Origin of the sequence: Rhodococcus sp. OAS809, assembly GCF_040546695.1 — a bacterium.
Taxonomy (GTDB): Bacteria; Actinomycetota; Actinomycetes; order Mycobacteriales; family Mycobacteriaceae; genus Rhodococcus_F; species Rhodococcus_F qingshengii.
Genome location: NZ_JBEPOI010000001.1, coordinates 654880 through 671750, shown reverse-complemented (window position 1 = coordinate 671750; position 16871 = coordinate 654880). Strand labels below are relative to the sequence as shown.

The 16871-nt window shown below is 61.2% G+C and carries 15 protein-coding genes; 7 read left to right on the top strand and 8 right to left on the bottom strand.

The window, feature by feature from the left end:
• Positions 1-92 precede the first annotated feature (92 nt).
• Together ABIE52_RS03135 and ABIE52_RS03130 are read left to right on the top strand one after the other, a co-directional pair.
• A complete protein-coding gene (locus ABIE52_RS03135; protein WP_354541440.1) occupies positions 93-2504 on the top strand; it encodes a hypothetical protein in 2412 nt (803 codons plus the stop codon).
• A 427-nt stretch (positions 2505-2931) separates the two neighbouring features.
• Entirely contained in the window at positions 2932-4392 is a 1461-nt protein-coding gene (locus ABIE52_RS03130; protein WP_192713646.1) for a protein kinase domain-containing protein, read from the top strand.
• Between the two features lie 118 nt (positions 4393-4510).
• Here the strand turns inward: ABIE52_RS03130 and ABIE52_RS03125 are convergent, their stop codons facing one another.
• Positions 4511-4822, bottom strand: coding sequence for a hypothetical protein (locus tag ABIE52_RS03125; protein ID WP_192713645.1), 312 nt, complete (start codon positions 4820-4822; stop codon positions 4511-4513).
• A 189-nt stretch (positions 4823-5011) separates the two neighbouring features.
• Here ABIE52_RS03125 and ABIE52_RS03120 point away from each other — a divergent pair, with 189 nt between their 5' ends.
• A complete protein-coding gene (locus ABIE52_RS03120; protein WP_192713644.1) occupies positions 5012-5914 on the top strand; it encodes a hypothetical protein in 903 nt (300 codons plus the stop codon).
• Positions 5915-6348: 434 nt separating this feature from the next.
• Here the strand turns inward: ABIE52_RS03120 and ABIE52_RS03115 are convergent, their stop codons facing one another.
• Positions 6349-6855, bottom strand: a complete 507-nt coding sequence (locus ABIE52_RS03115) for a hypothetical protein (protein WP_192713643.1) — start codon at positions 6853-6855, stop codon at positions 6349-6351.
• 557 nt (positions 6856-7412) lie between these two features.
• Between ABIE52_RS03115 and ABIE52_RS03110 the strand changes: the two genes are divergently transcribed.
• From ABIE52_RS03110 to ABIE52_RS03095, 4 genes are all read left to right on the top strand, one after another.
• A complete protein-coding gene (locus ABIE52_RS03110; RefSeq protein ID WP_354541439.1) occupies positions 7413-8426 on the top strand; it encodes an Ltp family lipoprotein in 1014 nt (337 codons plus the stop codon).
• Between the two features lie 203 nt (positions 8427-8629).
• The gene (locus tag ABIE52_RS03105) at positions 8630-9412 is read left to right on the top strand and encodes a hypothetical protein (protein WP_192713642.1); all 783 of its coding nucleotides are present in this window, start codon (positions 8630-8632) and stop codon (positions 9410-9412) included.
• Positions 9413-9463: 51 nt separating this feature from the next.
• Positions 9464-9733, top strand: a complete 270-nt coding sequence (locus tag ABIE52_RS03100; RefSeq protein WP_192713641.1) for a coiled-coil domain-containing protein — start codon at positions 9464-9466, stop codon at positions 9731-9733.
• A complete protein-coding gene (locus ABIE52_RS03095; RefSeq protein WP_192713640.1) occupies positions 9730-10980 on the top strand; it encodes a hypothetical protein in 1251 nt (416 codons plus the stop codon). Before ABIE52_RS03100 ends, ABIE52_RS03095 begins: the two co-directional genes overlap by 4 nt.
• Positions 10981-11135: 155 nt before the next feature.
• Here the strand turns inward: ABIE52_RS03095 and ABIE52_RS03090 are convergent, their stop codons facing one another.
• From ABIE52_RS03090 to ABIE52_RS03065, 6 genes are all read right to left on the bottom strand, one after another.
• The gene (locus ABIE52_RS03090) at positions 11136-12260 is read right to left on the bottom strand and encodes a hypothetical protein (RefSeq protein WP_354541438.1); all 1125 of its coding nucleotides are present in this window, start codon (positions 12258-12260) and stop codon (positions 11136-11138) included.
• Entirely contained in the window at positions 12261-13058 is a 798-nt protein-coding gene (locus tag ABIE52_RS03085; protein ID WP_192713639.1) for an N-formylglutamate amidohydrolase, read from the bottom strand.
• A 36-nt stretch (positions 13059-13094) separates the two neighbouring features.
• Complete coding sequence (locus ABIE52_RS03080) at positions 13095-13748, bottom strand: DUF8176 domain-containing protein (RefSeq protein ID WP_192713638.1); 654 nt, start codon at positions 13746-13748, stop codon at positions 13095-13097.
• A 103-nt stretch (positions 13749-13851) separates the two neighbouring features.
• Positions 13852-15078, bottom strand: coding sequence for an insoluble domain protein (locus ABIE52_RS03075; RefSeq protein WP_192713637.1), 1227 nt, complete (start codon positions 15076-15078; stop codon positions 13852-13854).
• A 75-nt stretch (positions 15079-15153) separates the two neighbouring features.
• The gene (locus ABIE52_RS03070; protein ID WP_192713662.1) at positions 15154-16488 is read right to left on the bottom strand and encodes a ParA family protein; all 1335 of its coding nucleotides are present in this window, start codon (positions 16486-16488) and stop codon (positions 15154-15156) included.
• Positions 16488-16844: a hypothetical protein gene (locus tag ABIE52_RS03065; RefSeq protein WP_019749726.1), complete on the bottom strand. Its 357-nt coding sequence runs from the start codon at positions 16842-16844 to the stop codon at positions 16488-16490. The genes ABIE52_RS03070 and ABIE52_RS03065 overlap by 1 nt, the downstream gene beginning before the upstream one ends.
• Positions 16845-16871 lie beyond the last annotated feature (27 nt).

Here is a 16871-nt window from a genome sequence, read left to right as displayed (position 1 = left end):
CGCGTTGACGCACCGACATGCTCTACCGGCGTGAGAAGTCTCCCGTCCGGACTGCACTCCGCCGCCCGCCGCGATGTCATATTGTGGGCGGCGTGTCCAGCAGCAATAGAGGTCGGAAGCGTGAGAAGAAGCGCAAGAATCGGCAGCGGTCCCGCAATGGGGATACACATGCTCAGCTCGAACGAGCCGAATTCGGCGACCTGTTCGGCAGCGAATCGGACGCGGAGTCACGACTCGAGGAGGTTGCCGATCGAATCGCCACACTCGCGACGCCGCATAACACATTCGACCTCTTGGCACTGCTGCGGCTGCGCTTCGAAACCGCTCTCGCCGCCGATCCCATTGCCGTCGGTCACGAAAGTGCAGCCGCGCTCGAATTAGGTGCCCTCGTGCTCACTGCACGAGGAATTCAGACCGGACTTGAGCCGGCCGAAGAACCCGAATCCACTGATCTGGACGATGTCCTCGACAACATCAACGCGGCCATTGGCGAGGCAATGTCGGCCGGAGCAATGCTGGCCCTGGCAGCAACGCAACAAGACTCATCTCCTGCACGGGAATTAGGCTTCGGGTCAGTCATGCGTGAGATATTCGTTCGCAACCCCTCCTATCCGCACATGGTCGAGGAGACACTCGCCGACCTGTTCGACGACCCTGCCGTCGAAGAGCTCTGCCGATCGGTCATCGGATGCACAGTGCAGCAGATTCGTCAGGTGTTTGCAGCCATACGTGAGCTGTACCGCGAAGTCTGGGAATCCCGCGCCATCGCATGGGCAGATATCGCCAGCACTGGAGTTTCCAATACCACTACCCCAAGCGACGTCCCGCAGTATACCCTCGACCATCTGAGACGGTTGGCCGACGATAGATCTATCTATCCTCGCATGACGACTGCAGATATTGCTTCACGCAGTGCGCTGTCCATCGAGACTGCGCAGACGGTGCTCGACCTGTTCACCGCCCCCCTGACCGACCGTGCGCCCGGCGAAGTTGCAGTCGATTTCTTCCGAGGAAAATCGCCCCTGCGAACGCAGCCGATCCTCCGCGCGCCCGACGGAACCTATGCGGTTCCTCATGACGCACTTTTCGTGCATTCCATACGCGACCGCGTCGAAACCGCCCTGAAACAGAACAGTACGCCGTGGGCCGCGTACCAAAAGCATCGCGGAGACTACCTGGAGCGAACCAGCATTGCGCTTCTCACGCCCCACCTCCCGGGTCATACACTCCATGCCGCCTTCGACTATCTCGTGCCTGACAACGAGGACCAAGAAAAGTTGACGCCCGAGAAGTACACCAAGAAAGTCGAAGGCGACGGCCTGATCGTCGTCGACGACATAGCAATCATCATCGAAGCTAAGGCCGTAGCTCTTCGGCAGCACTCCCGAACTGGACGTTCCGGTCCCCTCTGGCAGGATCTGCGCCGCATGGTGACGATCGCTGCCGAACAGGGTGACCGCCTGCGGGAACGCATCCTCCAGGACGGCGGACTGCGCCTTATTGACGACAGCTGGCTCGACCTCAGCGGCATACGTGAGGTTCACACTGTGGCGGCAACTCTCGACGACCTGTCCGGGATCGCTACCACCACACACCAGCTGGTAAATGCAGGCCTGTTGACCGAAGCAAACATCCCGTGGATCGTTTCGCTCCATGACCTTCGCGTGATCAGCGAACTCATCGATCGCCCCGCGGAACTTATCCTCTATCTGCGACGTCGCACCGACCCCGAACTGACTAAACGCATACAGAGCGCAGATGAGCTCGACTATTTCATGTACTTCCTTGAGGGGCGGTTATATGCCGAGCCCGATCCCGACGTACTGCAGCGTGAGATACCAGCCCTTGGCACCCCGTCCGCCGAACAGCGTCGGCGCTATCGCGAGCAGCGCCGGACAGTCGAGTACTTTGAACCTCTCACTGAAGAAATAGATGTTTGGTATCAGGGCAAATTGAGCGGGCTACCCGAGGCCGCCAACAAACCCCAGATACATTCCGACCCATGGCTTCTCGCGCTCGTCGGCGACATCACTGCCCGTCGCGAAGAAGGCTGGCTTGCACTAGCGACTACATTGCTCAGCGGAGATCGAGAGACGCAGATCAAATTCGGCATCATGTCTGATGCACTTGCGGAAAAGACTCGCGAAGATGGACTGTCTCACCGGATAGTGTGCCCTGGCGGGTCCCGACGTGAAGACAGCTTCGTCTTGGTCTGGATGAATGTAGTTCCTGGGACAGGATCGGACACTGCTCACGGCGATCTGAAGAATTTTGTCACGGCGAAGAAACACCAACTGCAAGTTAGCCGAGGATTCGGCATGCTCTTCGAAGCGAGCACAGGGAAGTTAAGCGCGACAGTCTTCGACAACAGACTACCGGGGGCCGATGCCGAACTCGACGCCCTTGTAACCGATCTCAACCTGATGGACGTGTTGAGCATGCAGCGACACCAACGTACCGGACAGCGCACCAAGCCCACGCCGAGGAAGAAAAAGTGGCGGTAGTGGTCACCCCCCAATCCTGGATGGAATCACCCGGAGAAGGCCCCGGTCGACCGGCATGCTGTCACTGCACCACAGTGGGCCCGAGTGGCAGAATCGGCCGGCGACCGCCATAAAGATGCCTGATCAATATCTTCGCTCCAGAGAATTTCTTATCCAATGCCAGAGCATTGCCGCTGTCAGAGAGAGCACCCATGGCAGCCGCTGCCTTCTCGAGCGCCTCTTGTTGCGCTTCCGGTGACAGCTGGGACAGCAATCGATATTCACTTTCAAGTAATTCCTTCGGTCGTGCCGCTCCTGAGTACAGCAACTAGCCACATATCCTGCAGGCCGCTTCTCCACCTCGTGTGAGGTGAGTCGACTAGCTTGAAAGGTACTGAAATTGGGCACTCCGGCTGGAGTAGCAGCTTCATGTTGATAGAGTTCGTGTGTGGTGAGCGAAGTCGGCGATGACAAGAGCAGCGATGTGTTACCGAAATGGGTAAAGAATGATCGGCTCGGTGACGACTGGGTGCTCGTGAGGAGGATTCACAAATCGTATGTCTGGCAAGTACGAAGCGTAAACATCCTTCCAAGGCAACCGCCCCAGTACGCCGTCGCAAAACGCATGAAGAACAACGACGCGTCGGGTGGTTCGCGGAAGCGCTTTCACGGAGAGGTCAAGGGATTGGAAGCGCTCGGGAAGATCCGAGGCGTAGTACCTCTTATCGACCGGGAACCAGGAGAGGAGCCTCGTTGGTTCATCATGGAGAAGGCGCTACCCCTGGCGGAGTGTGTGAAAGGCCAAAGCTTCCGCTCCTTGGTGAAAGTCTTCGCAGACCTCGCAGACACTCTCCATCAACTACGTTTCACCGACCAACAGGTCTCTCATCGCGACATCAAACCTGACAATTTGTTCTGGCTGAACCAAACTCCGGCATTCGGCGATTTCGGAATTGCGGGGTGGACTGCCCGGGCCGAGATAACGCAAGAGATCAACAAACTCGGGCCGTATACCTATATTGCCCCCGAGGCGCTCCGCCCGCACCACAACGCCAACTGGTACGCCGCGGACGTGTATTCCTTGATGAAGACAATGTGGGCTTTGGCCGAGTATCAGTATGAACACCTCCTGGCCCTGGAGACGGGAGCACCGCCTCCCTCAAAGATATTCCCTCCCCCTCAGGGCGAAATCAACGCAACGAATGAGTGGGCCTACTCTTTTCGGCGGTTCTTCGGGCCGGAAGGGAAGTACCTCGATACTCTTTTGCAGGATGCGACGTCGAATGATCCAGCAAGAAGGCCTACCGCTGGGGACATTCGAAATGAGTTCCGGGCGTGGCTTCGTCTCACTAAAGGCGTGGAGGCTAAGCCGTCCCCTCGCAGTAATTACGGAACGTTAGTGAACCGAGTTGAGCGATTCGAGAAGGCGAGGGAACGGTTCCTTGAGACCCTCAAGCGCGAAATCGCCACCGAGTTCCCCCAGGTTACATTCGACTCCAGCGTGAGCACGGAATGGCGTCTCGATCCAGAATTGCAGTACGACGATCCGGTGATACTGGCAGATCACGGCCGAGATGTAATCGTTGATTCAGACTACGAGGGGCAACCTCCCGATGACCCTTGGGAGGGGGCACTCCTTCTCCAACTGTTGTCGCCGTCGGGCAGTCCTCGAGTAATCATCGGCGGTGTTCTGGAGGGCACCGCCGATCGTCCGGTGATTGATCTGCTTGCGGAGGTGCATCAACCCCAGTCCGTCGGCGGTTGGAAGTTGGTCAAGCCATGGGACAGGGGTGACATCAATGCAGGGGGAGCAGTGGTTGTTGAAACGCTCGGGAAGATTCTTCGAGAGGTAGTCGCTGCGCTTCGACGCGATACAAGCACCGAGTGGACGTGTAGCAGAGTCTTTTAAGCTCCCAGGCCTGGGAGACCTACCGCTAGAGATGAAGAAACGTCGCTTCTACCGGAAAGTGCTGTCCACCAGAGGAAGTGAGTGGAAGAAGTACGTGCGCGCATCAAGATCCGAACAGCTACCGCGTGACCTCCATGTAATTGGCCGGGTTGGCAGAAGACTTCGGTGTCGATGTCGGCCACGTCGCCAGTCCCGACGAGACCATCACTGCGGCAACAGAAATAGTCGACCCCACAGCGCCGCAGCTCCCCGCAGTTCCGCCCGTCGTCGTCGAAGCAACCACCGCCGACGAGCCTGCAGCCCACGAACACACCCCACCCGCTGCTTCGGCGACTTCGGCCGCACTAGCTGCACCCGCGTCGAAGCCGGCGCGTCCGCGCGGGGTAAGTACCGCCAAACCTGTGCCAAGCGCCACTTCCCGTTTTCGCACTCGCGGAAGCCGACACGTGGCAACCAGCACGCTTGTTCTCCGTCATCGGAGTCGGATCCGGCGAAGAACAAGAACGCCGCACCACCTCGGCACTGATCTCGACCATGCAAGCTGTTCCGCTGTTCGCGCGGGCCATCACCTCCAGAGTGGGCGCCCCCGCCGGGTCGTTCGAGGGATACCTCGGTCGAGGTGGACAAACGCAAACTCACCAAAGTCGCGCTGCGCCATTTGTCCTGGGCTGAAGTCATTCACGAAGCGCGCATGACACTCTCGCACGGCCGAATCGACAACCCCCTCCAAGCCTGGATCCTGCACGAATTCCTCCGATACATCGAACACCCCAAATCCAGGGCATCGGAATTCGTCGACATGGGCCGGCACTGGGTATCGATCCGCGACGCGATCAGCGCCGGAACACTGCGATCCGGTGACCCGAAAGCCGCCTCGATCGCGGACTCCTGGATCGCACTCGCCCTCAACCTCGCGCTACGGTTCACCACCGAGTTAGGGGTGAGCGTCAAACACGTTCTGCCGCGCCGCGCCGTCAACGACGCTAGTTATCGCACTGAACTCACCGTCGAGGAACTGGCGAACGACGGAACATTCACCGCGGTACAACGAATCCCGGACGCCGCGGGACAACTCAAAATCATCGCGGACATGCGCACCAACAAAATCACCTGCAGCACCCAAGTCACCGCCCCCGACGAAGGCACCGCCGGCAAACGCGTGACATGGATGCTGCGTCAACTCAAGAACGCCCCCGCAGATCTGCTGATCGAAGCCACCTTCACCGCGCCTGCCTCCTCCACCTGCGAACCACACACCGCGGTCCGTGTGACACCACGCATCCTCTCTGACAACCAGAGCCGGCAACTCCACTCCTTCACCCTGATACGTACCTTCGCCCTCGGCGGCAAACGAGCCGGCACCGCAGCCAGTTTCATCGGCAGCGTCACCCACTCCGCGGAAACCTTCTATGCCGACGTGATCCAACCGGTACGCGAACGGGTTCCCGCCGCACCCAAAGCATCCGAACTCGGACGCGACGAACACACCGACGACGAAGAAGCGTTAGAGCACGCCGCCTGAGGGAGCTGGCCGAGCGAACGACAGAGCTCGTCAAACCGACCCGATGCACAGCACCGATCACCAGCACACCGCACATCGTTGCCGGAATGACGACGGCGCCCACAAGATCAACGCATCTCGGCTTGATGGGCTCCACCACGACGGACACGCAACGATGGGCTGTGAGCACCTTCCACTCCGGGCGGCGCAGTCGATCGAGATTGCGATGTAACCACGCGAGCACTCTCCCCTGGAGCGATGTCGGAAAACGCACGGCTGCTGCACTCTTCGACCCGTCCGTCACAGCTGATCACGATAGAGGCGGAGCGGCCACACGAACTCCTGGCGCAGACCGGGGCACCGTACCGGAATACGCAGCGCGCCGCGGTCGAGCTCCCCAAGCAGGGGTCTGGGTGCACCGACCGCGGTGTGCCAGTGGAGCTTACGGGTCTCAGTCAGCTTCCGAAGTTCAAGCCCGTATCCGGTATGGATGCATCTGTGCTGGGGATCGCCACAACCCATGATGCTTGTTGCACTGTGTAAACGGTGTAGGGGAACACGGTGAGGTAGGGCTCGATTCCTGGATAATCCGATATCCACATGCTCGTAGCTTCGCCACTACTGGTACACGTTGCCAGAACCACGTACGAGCCGTCGGGGATGTCCGCCACGACCTGAGCGGTTGTCCCGACCGGGATCTCGCCAGTGGTTCCAATCGTTTGACCCGCTCGCAGCGTGTCCTCGACCGGCGGCAGCACTCCTCCGGGCGCATTGCCGAGCAGTGTCCCGCAGTGCAGGGGCACTCCCGAATTGTTGGTGATCGTATTGGTCACCGTCGACCCCGATGCGGTGTACGCGAAGCTGACGTCCCCGGCAGTGGAAGCTGATGCCAGCGCGGGCGCGGCCATAGCCAGAGGAAGAGTTGCAGCACCGACGAGCGCCGCGCGTGTGATCGATCGCATTGAATCTCCTTAACGTTCAGGATGAATCGTCGTCACCGATCTTGACACTAAAACAGACCGACCATGCCGATTTCGGTAGATGTCGGTTCCTTTGTTAACAATCTGACATCAGCAAGCACGCGGAGGTCATGCAAGATTCCAGGCGGATGTCGCGCGAGCATCCCCGATACCTGATCTCGTCGAAACTCCACATGGGGCAGGGAGGATCCAGGCCAAGACCGCACCGGAACAACACCAGCGGCGACTCCACCAGACGAAAATAGATCAGTTCCACAACTCTCAGATCGCGCCGAGTGTCGAGTCGATTCTCGCCAATATCGGCGACACAGTCGCCGAGGACATGATCAAGGAGCGCTAGGGTTCCGAGCAGTCCTGCGTTCGCGGATACCGCGCCCATTGTCCTGACAGACACCGCCGGAACCAATCTCACGGGCCCTCACTACCACCGGGACGCCGGCCCCCTGCTACGACGCCGCATCCCGTAGTGGTGGAATTTCCACAGCAAACTTCGGACCACTCGGTATGTTCGCTCGGGGCAACCTGATAGTAATTACGACATGAAACGGACATTCGCCGCCGCAGCGGTTGTATCTGTCGCACTGCTCATTGGCGGATGCTCCACTAAATCCACATCTGCGGAAATCACCGCAGAAGCAGCAACGACAGCCTGCCTAGACCAGGCCGACAAACTCGCTGCAACATTCACCCAAACCACCATCACCGCACCCAACAGCGAAGCAACCGACGACGGATACCGCATCACAGCCAGAGTCGAAAATTCCACCTCAGACGGCACAACAGTCAAGCGGGACTTCACCTGCCTCGCTTACCTCGGTGACAACGGCATCGAAACCCGAGAGGTCGACTGGACACCGACAGCCGGCCAAACAACTACACGAGCAACAGCACCGCAGACACTTCGCGAACAGTACGACACACGCATGGCAACAGGGAAGATCCAGAACCCTGCCGGTGCCTTCGATGAAGACACTAAATTCTGTGAAACTCTGCGCACCAGCAACGATCCGGTACGGATACTCGCCGAGGCGATCACCCGCCCCCCGAATCTCGACACCCCCACCGCACACCGGATCAGCCGCATCAGAGAAATGATTCCGATCCTGTGCGCCGACCAAACCGCTACGATTCAGCGCGCCACCGAAGAATTCAACCTCTACCCCGGTGCCCAACCCGTCACCCCGACAACCAAACCCGTCGTTGCAGCAACCCCTCCACTAGCGGTTCCGAAGACCACTGCACCGGCAAAGACGGAGCCAGGAATCACAGCTGGACAGAAGAACGCTGTCCGAGCAGCGAAGGACTATCTGGCCTACACCGCCTTTTCACGCCAAGGACTGATCGAACAACTCGAGTTCGAGAACTACTCGACCGATGACGCCACGTTCGCAGTCGATTACATAGCACCCGACTGGAACATACAAGCAGCGAAGGCCGCACAGGACTACCTCGACTACACCGCGTTCTCGCGCCAAGGGCTGATCGACCAGCTGATGTTCGAGGGCTACACCAGTGCCCAAGCGCAGTACGGCGTCGAACAAACCGGCCTGTAGCGTCTCCATGAACCAAGTGTTCCAGAAACTTTCAACGCTCAAGTGCCGGAAGGCTTATGTCGGAGTTGGGGCTACGATCCCTCAATTCGCTTCTGAGTAATGACCGGCCGAACTCGAATCGGGCACCAATTGCCCAGGCTGGTTTGGATATCGACTGTTCCGGCGGTCGTGTATCCCGTCCCCACTCTTGCAGAGGAAAACCCATGACCAATGTCTCCGCAGATCAGATCGCCCGAGAACTTCGTTTGACCCCTGAGGAGATGTTCACGCTACGCACTCTTCAAACGCGAATGCTCCGCCTGGACTGGGAACACGAACGTAAAGAAGGCGACGCCCGTACCAAGAAACGGGATCGATTGCAAAGTTTCGTCGCCACCTCAATTCAGGAAATTCTCGCCTCAGATGCAATAGACGAGTCCCTCGCGCAAGAACTGGCTGCCATCGAAAACAGTCCTTTCCTCGACCAGCTCAACTCTCTGACCAAACAGGGATCCATTCTCGCGGGCAAGGTAGGCCGCCGGTCCACATCTGTCGTCATCCTCGCCGAGCTGATCACGTTCAGCCCTTGGACAGACGGAACGACATGGGGATCCGGAGTACGGAAATCCGCACTCCACTCCGCTGCACACGATCTCACCGCACTGCGCGAAAACGACCTCGACACGATGACCACAGAGTTCGAAGGCTTGATGAAAGCACTGCGACGCAAGTCGATCAAATGGGGGCGCGTCGCCGCGGTCTCGGTAATCGGAGTGGGCGCCGGTGCATTGACCGCCGGGTGGGCCGCTGCACCGATCGGTGCAGCCATCGGCGGCACGATGGGGCTTACCGGCGCCGCAGCGGTCTCAGCAGGTTTGGCGATGCTCGGCGGCGGATCCCTCGCTGCGGGCGGCTTTGGCGTAGCAGGCGAGACACTCCTACTCACCGGAGTCGGTGGGCTCGCTGGAGCAGGGGTCGCCGCAGCGGGTATCCGCTACAGCCCCTAAGGTTCTCACGCAATAGCAGGCGAAGCAGTCAAACTCGACCTGGTCGCACGAATGGTCCTCGCCGATGCACCTGACCGAGACGAGAAGATGCGGCGCGTCGTCGAAAGCCTGCAAGAGAGACTCAACGAAGTAACCGATCGAGTCGTACTCCTCGTCGACACGATCAACACACTCAAACGCGAGAAAGCTGCAACATCCGCGGAGAACACCGACCTACGCGCCCGACTGAAGGATCTCGAGGAAGAACTCGCAGAAACCAAGAAAGCGCAGACGACCCTCGAACTGGTCCGCGACCGCCTACCAGAAAAGATCGACGCATGAGCGAGGACATCGAACGCAACCTCGACACCCAATCTCGACGACTCGACGACATCGAAGACCTCATCCGGGCAACCCTCGACGATCAGGAACCAGCAGTCCAACTCACCCGAGGTTCCCACCGCCAAACCTACGACGAACTCACGACATTCAACGACCACGTTCGCACGCAACGCGAATGGACCGAAATCGATCTGGACTCCGCCCTGACAGAGCAACAACGTCAGGCATGGGAATTCTGGCAGCACAAGCACCGCCTCACATGGTCCACCTCCGATCTCGTGACTGTCGGAGCCGTCGGTGTCATCGGAATGCTGTGCACATGGTTCGACGCATCGATCGATCGCACTATCCGAGATCGACTCAAACCTCTTGTGTCCTCCGACATCGTCAGCGGGTGGGAGAAAGCCGGCAAGCAGCTGCCCATCGACTACATGGGGACGGGTTTCGGAGGACGCGCGCACCGCATCAAAAGCGCCGGCCACGATCTCGCGCGGCCGATCGAGGCGATCAGACAGATCATGGCGGGTGAATTCCGCGGCACCGTATGGCAGGCCGGCGGCGCCACCCCAGTGGCTGTCGGTGGTAATTTCCGACAAGTCGATACCTGGGCCGAGGCGGCTCTGCGACTTGCTCAGCATCTCCTCGCGGACGTGATCACACCGATGAGCCTTCCTATTCCTGGTATGTCCTTCCTCTACGAGAGCGACAGCAAAGCGCTACGCGACTTCGCGCTCCACGCGTACAGCGGACTCGAAGCAGGCAGCGGATGGAGCGTACGAAACGGTATCGTGACACCCGGCATGACCGTCCTCGTCGCAGAGATTTTGGTACGCACCTATGTGCACCTCGACGTTTACCAGCAAACCGGAACTGCCCGACTGGATCCTCCACACACGCGGCGAAGAAACGAACTACTTCTAGCGTCGCACAGCCTCATATCAGCCATTTCACTGGGAAAAGTGGCGGCTCAAATGACCGCACGCTACTACTCCGGAAACTATGTCCGCGCCGTCCATCCCTCTCACATCCGGCACGCGAACATTCCCGCCCTCCTCCGCGCAGGCTCACTCGCCGGCACTGTCGTGAACGACGCCTACCGAGCCTCCAAAATACCCTCCGCTCGTTCATGGAACGACCTGGTTTCCGTCACGGCGCAACCATGGCAATTGGACCTCGTGAACAGCATCGAAAACCTCAGCAGCACAGAGCTACCGGCGGAGCACGATCCCTTCAGTGATCATACGTGAGAGTCACACCTCACGTATGATCAGCATCAACTACTGAAACACTTGTTTGCTCGACTCAGTCACCACAGACGCCGAGTTCGTCGAGATCATAGATTGTGTTCTTTCGGTCGCCGAAGTGGGCCATGGAGGCAGATCAGCCTTCCCGCCTTGGTGACTCACAATCCCAATCGGACGCGGACCATCTCGTTTCCGTCAGCGTATGTGTCGACGTAGCGCCCCGCCCCGTGCTGGTAACGCGAATCTATCGATGTCGAGTCGTAAGCCATAAAGACCACATCAGGACGCCCTCCATTGAACGCCGCGTATGTGTTGTACTTCCAGCCATCGGGGGCGTAGTCATCGTTCCATTTCAATCGCGCGACCGGGACGAATCCGGACCTCGCATAGATCGCCGGCAAGACGGTGTCAAAACAGTCCAACCTCTGCCCACCAGCAGCGACTGCAGTTTCGAGCATCGAGTTCGCGGCGCCGGGGTGATTGCTGTCGCGATGTGCGTACAGGGAGACAATTTCATCGCCTTTGAGTGCGATGCCAGAGCGACCGTCGTCGGTCACGAGCAGCCGCATCCCTGCGTATTCGTCATCGCTGTAGACATAGACTGAAGCTGCGAACCTGTTGCCCTCGCGCAGCGCTTCCATCTGGAGGCGGTACGTCCTGGCATCACGCGGATGCAACTCGTACAGCTCCGGGGTGCTTTCCCCCAGACTGCGAAGATGCTGGGCGCGCTCGTCCTGCAGTCGATGTACTGCGACCGGCGTGATGTGCCGGTCCTCGATCAGAAGCCGTGGAACTTCGCCAATTCGATTGCCGTGTCGTGCCACTCCTGCTCGATCGCCCGGCGCTCGGCTTCCGGCAACTCCGGACTCCATCCCCACCGACGCCAGAACGCTTCGCGCACTTCCTGTGTCAGAGTCGATATCTCGTTCGTCGCCATCGCTGTTGTCCTTCGGGTCGTCATGGGTGAATCCTGATGCTGCTCTGATCTGCTGTTGACGTATCGCTTTGCCTGTTTCGAGGCGATGGTGCAGCTGTTCTCGCTTACCTGGATCGTCCGCCGCGCCGAGTTGGTTGCGCAACTCGGTTTGTCCGCCGGGAGTGGCGTCGTATTCGGCGGATCTGGCGTCGAGGTTTGTTTTCGCAGTGTCCAATCGTTGCCGGTTGCGGGTGTCCGCGGGGTTCGCGTCGAACAACGTCTGGGCGGAGTCGAGCCTGCGGCGGGCTCTGTCGAGTCGTGCTCGCACGTGCGGGGTGCAGCGGGCGCCAGGGTACTTCTGGCACATCTATCGGCTCCCCCGATCCGCTGCGTCGACGAGACGTCCGAGCATGGCTCCGAGGTTTTCGGCGGCGATGTCGACGAGTTCGCCCTTCTCGGTGAGGTATTGGTCTCGGCGCAGTTCGATCATCACCGAGTGCACGCGGGGATCGGTGTTGTAGTGGTCGAGTGGTACGTACGTGCCGGAAAATGGAGTGTCCGTGCCGATGTCCTCGAGTGGTGAGAACGCGGCGTAGGCGGCCTCGATAAGCCATTGCGGTGTGTGGTGTGGGTCGGTGCCGATACACAGCGCGGGACGCTGGTCATCTGGGTGCAGCTCGTACGTCGACGGCAATGTCGGGTAGGAGTGGACGTCAATGATCACGGCGCGGCCAGTGGCGGCGATGCGGTCCGTCACCAGGTCGGACATCGCGGCGGCGTAGGGATGGAAGTAGTTATCGAGCAGTGCATCTCGTGTGGTGTTGTCGGCGTTGCGCAGGACGTCTCCGTTGCAGGTTCGGGCGTAGACCGCGCCGCGGCCGACGGCGTTGAGTTGTTCGCGCTCGTCGGGGAATCGTTCGGGATCGATCACCAAGCGTGAGAGGTCGTTGCGCAGTGTCCACGGCTGGGGTGTCACTGATTGCGCGGCGTGCTGTGCGATCACGTCGGTGTGCGCGTCAGTGATCTCGTCGAGTTCGGCGGCGAGTTGATCGTCGGTGACGGTCAGAGACGAGCGGATCTCGGGTGGAATGACGCGTGAGGCGTGCGGGACGTGCAAGATGACAGGCGAGGATGCATCGCCCGCGATCAGTGTTCTCGTGTTCACGAAATCTCCTTGGCGAGTGTGGAACTGGTGCCGGCTTCAGTTGATGACGTCGACGAACCAGCGACCGTCGAATTCTTTGGCGGTGATGGTCTGTGGGAACTGTGAAGGCGGTTGGCCGGGACGCATTTCGGTGAGAGCGACGGAGTAGATACCGGCCGAGATCGGTGTGATGCGCACACAGTGGGTGGTTCCTGTTGGGACGGTGTCGATTCCGGCTTGAATCTTCTCCTTCGAGGGCAAGGACGTGTCGGGGGTGGTGAGCTCACGGACGGCTGTTCCGGAGCGGGTGACGTAGTAGGCGTGCTCGAACGCTGCGATGACTCCGGCGCCGCTCTTCTGGTCACCAGGGTCGGTGCGGCATGCGGTCGGATCGGTTTCAGCAGCGGCGGGAGCGGGCGGGGTGACGTCGAGGGTAGGTGCCGTTTCCGAGGTGTCTGTCTCGTCGGCGATTCTTACCTGTGTGCTCTCGTCGTTGCCGGAGAGGAGACGCAGGACGAACCAACCGAGCAGCGCGATCACGACAATCAGGGCAGCTACGTAGCGCAAACGGGGCGATCGAGAATCCTTCGTGCGCGGACGCTTCGGCGACGTCGGAGGTGTGCGTGCAGTGACTGTTGTGTCCGCGCCTGCGCCGTGGGGCGTGCCACCGAGTAGGTCGACTACTGCGGGGTGCCTTGTCGTGTTCGTCATCGCTGTCGCCTTTCGGTGCTCGTGCCTGGTTCTGCAGTGGCGCATGGACAGGTTCAGGACGGGCGGCGCGTTCCCGCCCGTCCTGAACCTGTCCATGCGGGCTTTACGCCGGAATACCCGCTCCGACTGCGTCGCTGATCAGCGATGACGCCAGGCCGGGGGTGGCGTTGGTGAGGAAGTCGGTGAGTGCGGTGTCGATGTGTTCGATGATCTGCTCGCCTCCGGGCTGTCCGGCGACGAAGTCGCGGGCCTGGTGGTCGATTGCAGGGGCCGTCGCGACGGTGTCGCGGACAGTGGTGGCCGCGGTCTCGCCGATGGGGCCGGAGTTCTCCCAGTCGGTGAGCGTGTCCTGGGTCTGGCTGGTGACGGAGGGTTGGTCGACGTCGGGGACCTCGATTTCGACGGGTTGACCGAGTTCACCTGCGCCGTACGCAACGGCTGCGGTGAATCCTGCTATTCCTCCGCCCAGACCACCGAGAACGAATGCGGGGGCGCCGGCGAGGAGTGCGCCTGTACCGGCGCCGACGGCGGTTCCGGCGAGACCGCCCGCTACCCAGCCGATTCCGGGGACGAAGACGTTGCCCAGTCCGAGGCCGATGTTTCCGCCGACGGTCCCGCCGATCAGCGCTCCTCCGATGGCGAACGGCGTCGCGAGGCCGATTCCTCCGGCGAGTGCCCCGGCTGCGGCACCTCCTACTTGGGTGGCGGCGTCGCGGCTGGCTTTGTCGACCGGGACACCAAGGGAGTTCCAGCCGGTGGCGACTCCGGATTCGATGATGGCGGTGGTGTTGTTGGTCCGTTCGAGGTCGACGTCGGAGACCCAGTTCGGTTGTGCGATGTGGAAGGTTCCGATGCGGAGGGTGTCGCGGGGGGCGATGATCGGTGCGACGACGTCGACGGGGCCGGGGAGATGGAGCTGGGTGTAGTCGGTCGGTGTGGTGTCGGTGTAGGTGGGTGGTGTGTAGGTGTAGGTGTCGTAGTCCCAGTTCGGTAGCGGCTGGTAGTCGATGTTCTGGTATTGCGCGGGTGGGTCGATCCAGTAGATGGGCTCGGTCGGGGCTAGAGTTTCTGTGGCCGGCGGTGGGGTGGGTTCGGTGGTCACTCCGGACTGTCCGCCGCCGTCGTTGATGCCTGCTTGCCCTCCTCCGTCGGCGATGCCGGCTTGCCCGGGCGCTGCGAGTGCCGTTGGTGCGAGCGTGATTCCGGCGGCCACTGCCGCGGCAGCAATGACGGCGATGGCGCTTTGGCGGGCGAGGGGGCGGCGGCGGTGTCGGCCATGTCGATGTGCGCGGCGGGCGGCTCGGTTTCCTGCGGTGGTGTCGACGCTCATGTGTTGCCTTTCATTGGGAAGGGTGCGGATTGGCGCCAGGAGGAGTGCTGGTGGGCGCCGCCGGCTAATACAGGGTCAGGCAGCGGCGTGGGCGATGAGATCGATGACCGTCGAGGCAACAACGGTCAGGGCTTCGGTGGTGCTGCGCCGGAGCTTCGAGGGCGCTATGCGCTCGCCGGAAGCGAAGAGTGGCTCGAACGGCATCCGGGCGACCGAATGGACGCCGGCGTCGAGAAAGGCGTCGACAGCGTCAATTTCGACCATCGGTGCATCTCCCGGTCCGTCGGTGATGACGACGATGGTGCGAGCCATCATCGCCGGACCGGCGGTCGCGGCGAGGTCGAGAAGCATGCGGTGCGCGGCTGCGGCAGCGTCACGTCGGAGCGGGACCGGCACCAGGAGGACGTCCGCGCGGGTGGTTGCCCAGCGCCAGCTGCCGGCGAGGCGGTTGTTTCCGGTGTCGGCGATGAGGATCTCGCGGTGCTGGGACAAGATCTGTGCCGCCGCGTGGGCGTCGTCGTAGCCGAGACTGGACCCGTGGGCGCCGTTGTTGCCGGCGACGATGTCGTCCCCGCTCGGTTGGCGGGTGAGGTACTGCGAGAGCGCCGAGGGTCTGATGCTGCCGGACGCGGCTGCCTCGGCGGCGATCAGTGAGCGCACGTCGTGTCCGTCGCGGGGTGGGATGCTGACGCGGTCGGCGAGGCTGCCGCCGACGTCGGCGACGTCGACGCAGACCGTGGTTGCGGCGCCGCGGTGTTCAGCGATGATCGCGTTCAGCCCCACCGCGAGTGGGGTTTTGCCGACACCGCCTTTCGGGTTGGCGATGGTCACGATCGAGAACCCCGAGAGTGGGCCGGTGAGGGATGCGATGGCGGCGCGGTGGCGCATTTCGGCGGACTCGGGCTTCGGGGCGATGCGTAGGTTGAGGAGGGTGTTGAGTCGACCGCGTAGTCCGGTGCGGGCGGGTTGGTGCGAGCCGGCCGCGATCTCGGGTGCTGCGAGCACTGATGTCGAGGTCGGTGTGCGCGCCGCGGGGACTGGCCGGGCATGGGTGTCGGCTCCCACGGGTGGCGGTGAGTCGCCGAGGGGTGTTACTGCCATCGTGACCGGTTCGTCGACATGATGATCCGGCTGCGTCGGTGGTGTGTCGGCGGGCGCGGGGATGGGTCCGGTGGGTAGCGATTGCGCCACCTTCCCGTCCGGTGCGACGGTGAGTTGGCGGGAGCGGCCTGCTTCCTGCACGGTGACCTCGACGGGTGAGCCTGCGTCGGCGGAGTGCTGTCGGCTGAACTGTGCGATCACCGCGTGGATCGACTGCCCGTTCTCGGCGGACAGTTCCACCTTCTCGTCCCCTGCCCCGCTCACGAGTGCGGTTCGCTCGGAGGTGATTTCGATGGCAAGGGTCACCATCACGCGGTGGTTCCGGTGAAGGCTCCGACGCCGGAGAGTTCGGTGTCCATTTCGAGGACGATGGTGTCGGCCTTGTCGAGGGCGGCCAGAGCGTCGTCGCGGGCTTTGCCGTCGGGGAGTACTTCGATGATCTGGCGGCGGGTGGCGACGGCTCTTTTGATTTCGTCGAGGCGCGGAGCGGTCAGTTCCTGGTCTTCGCTGAGTTTCGGCAGCCACGTGGGGATCGCATTTTTGAGGACACGGCGGAGTTCGGTGATGACGGGGTCGCCGCCACCTTTGGGGGCTGCGAAAGGGTTGCGCAGCACAGTGATGTCGTCGGCGGTGGGGGTGATCGATTGGGAGATGCGGCGGCTCATGGATGGACCTTTCGGATGAGGGTTGTG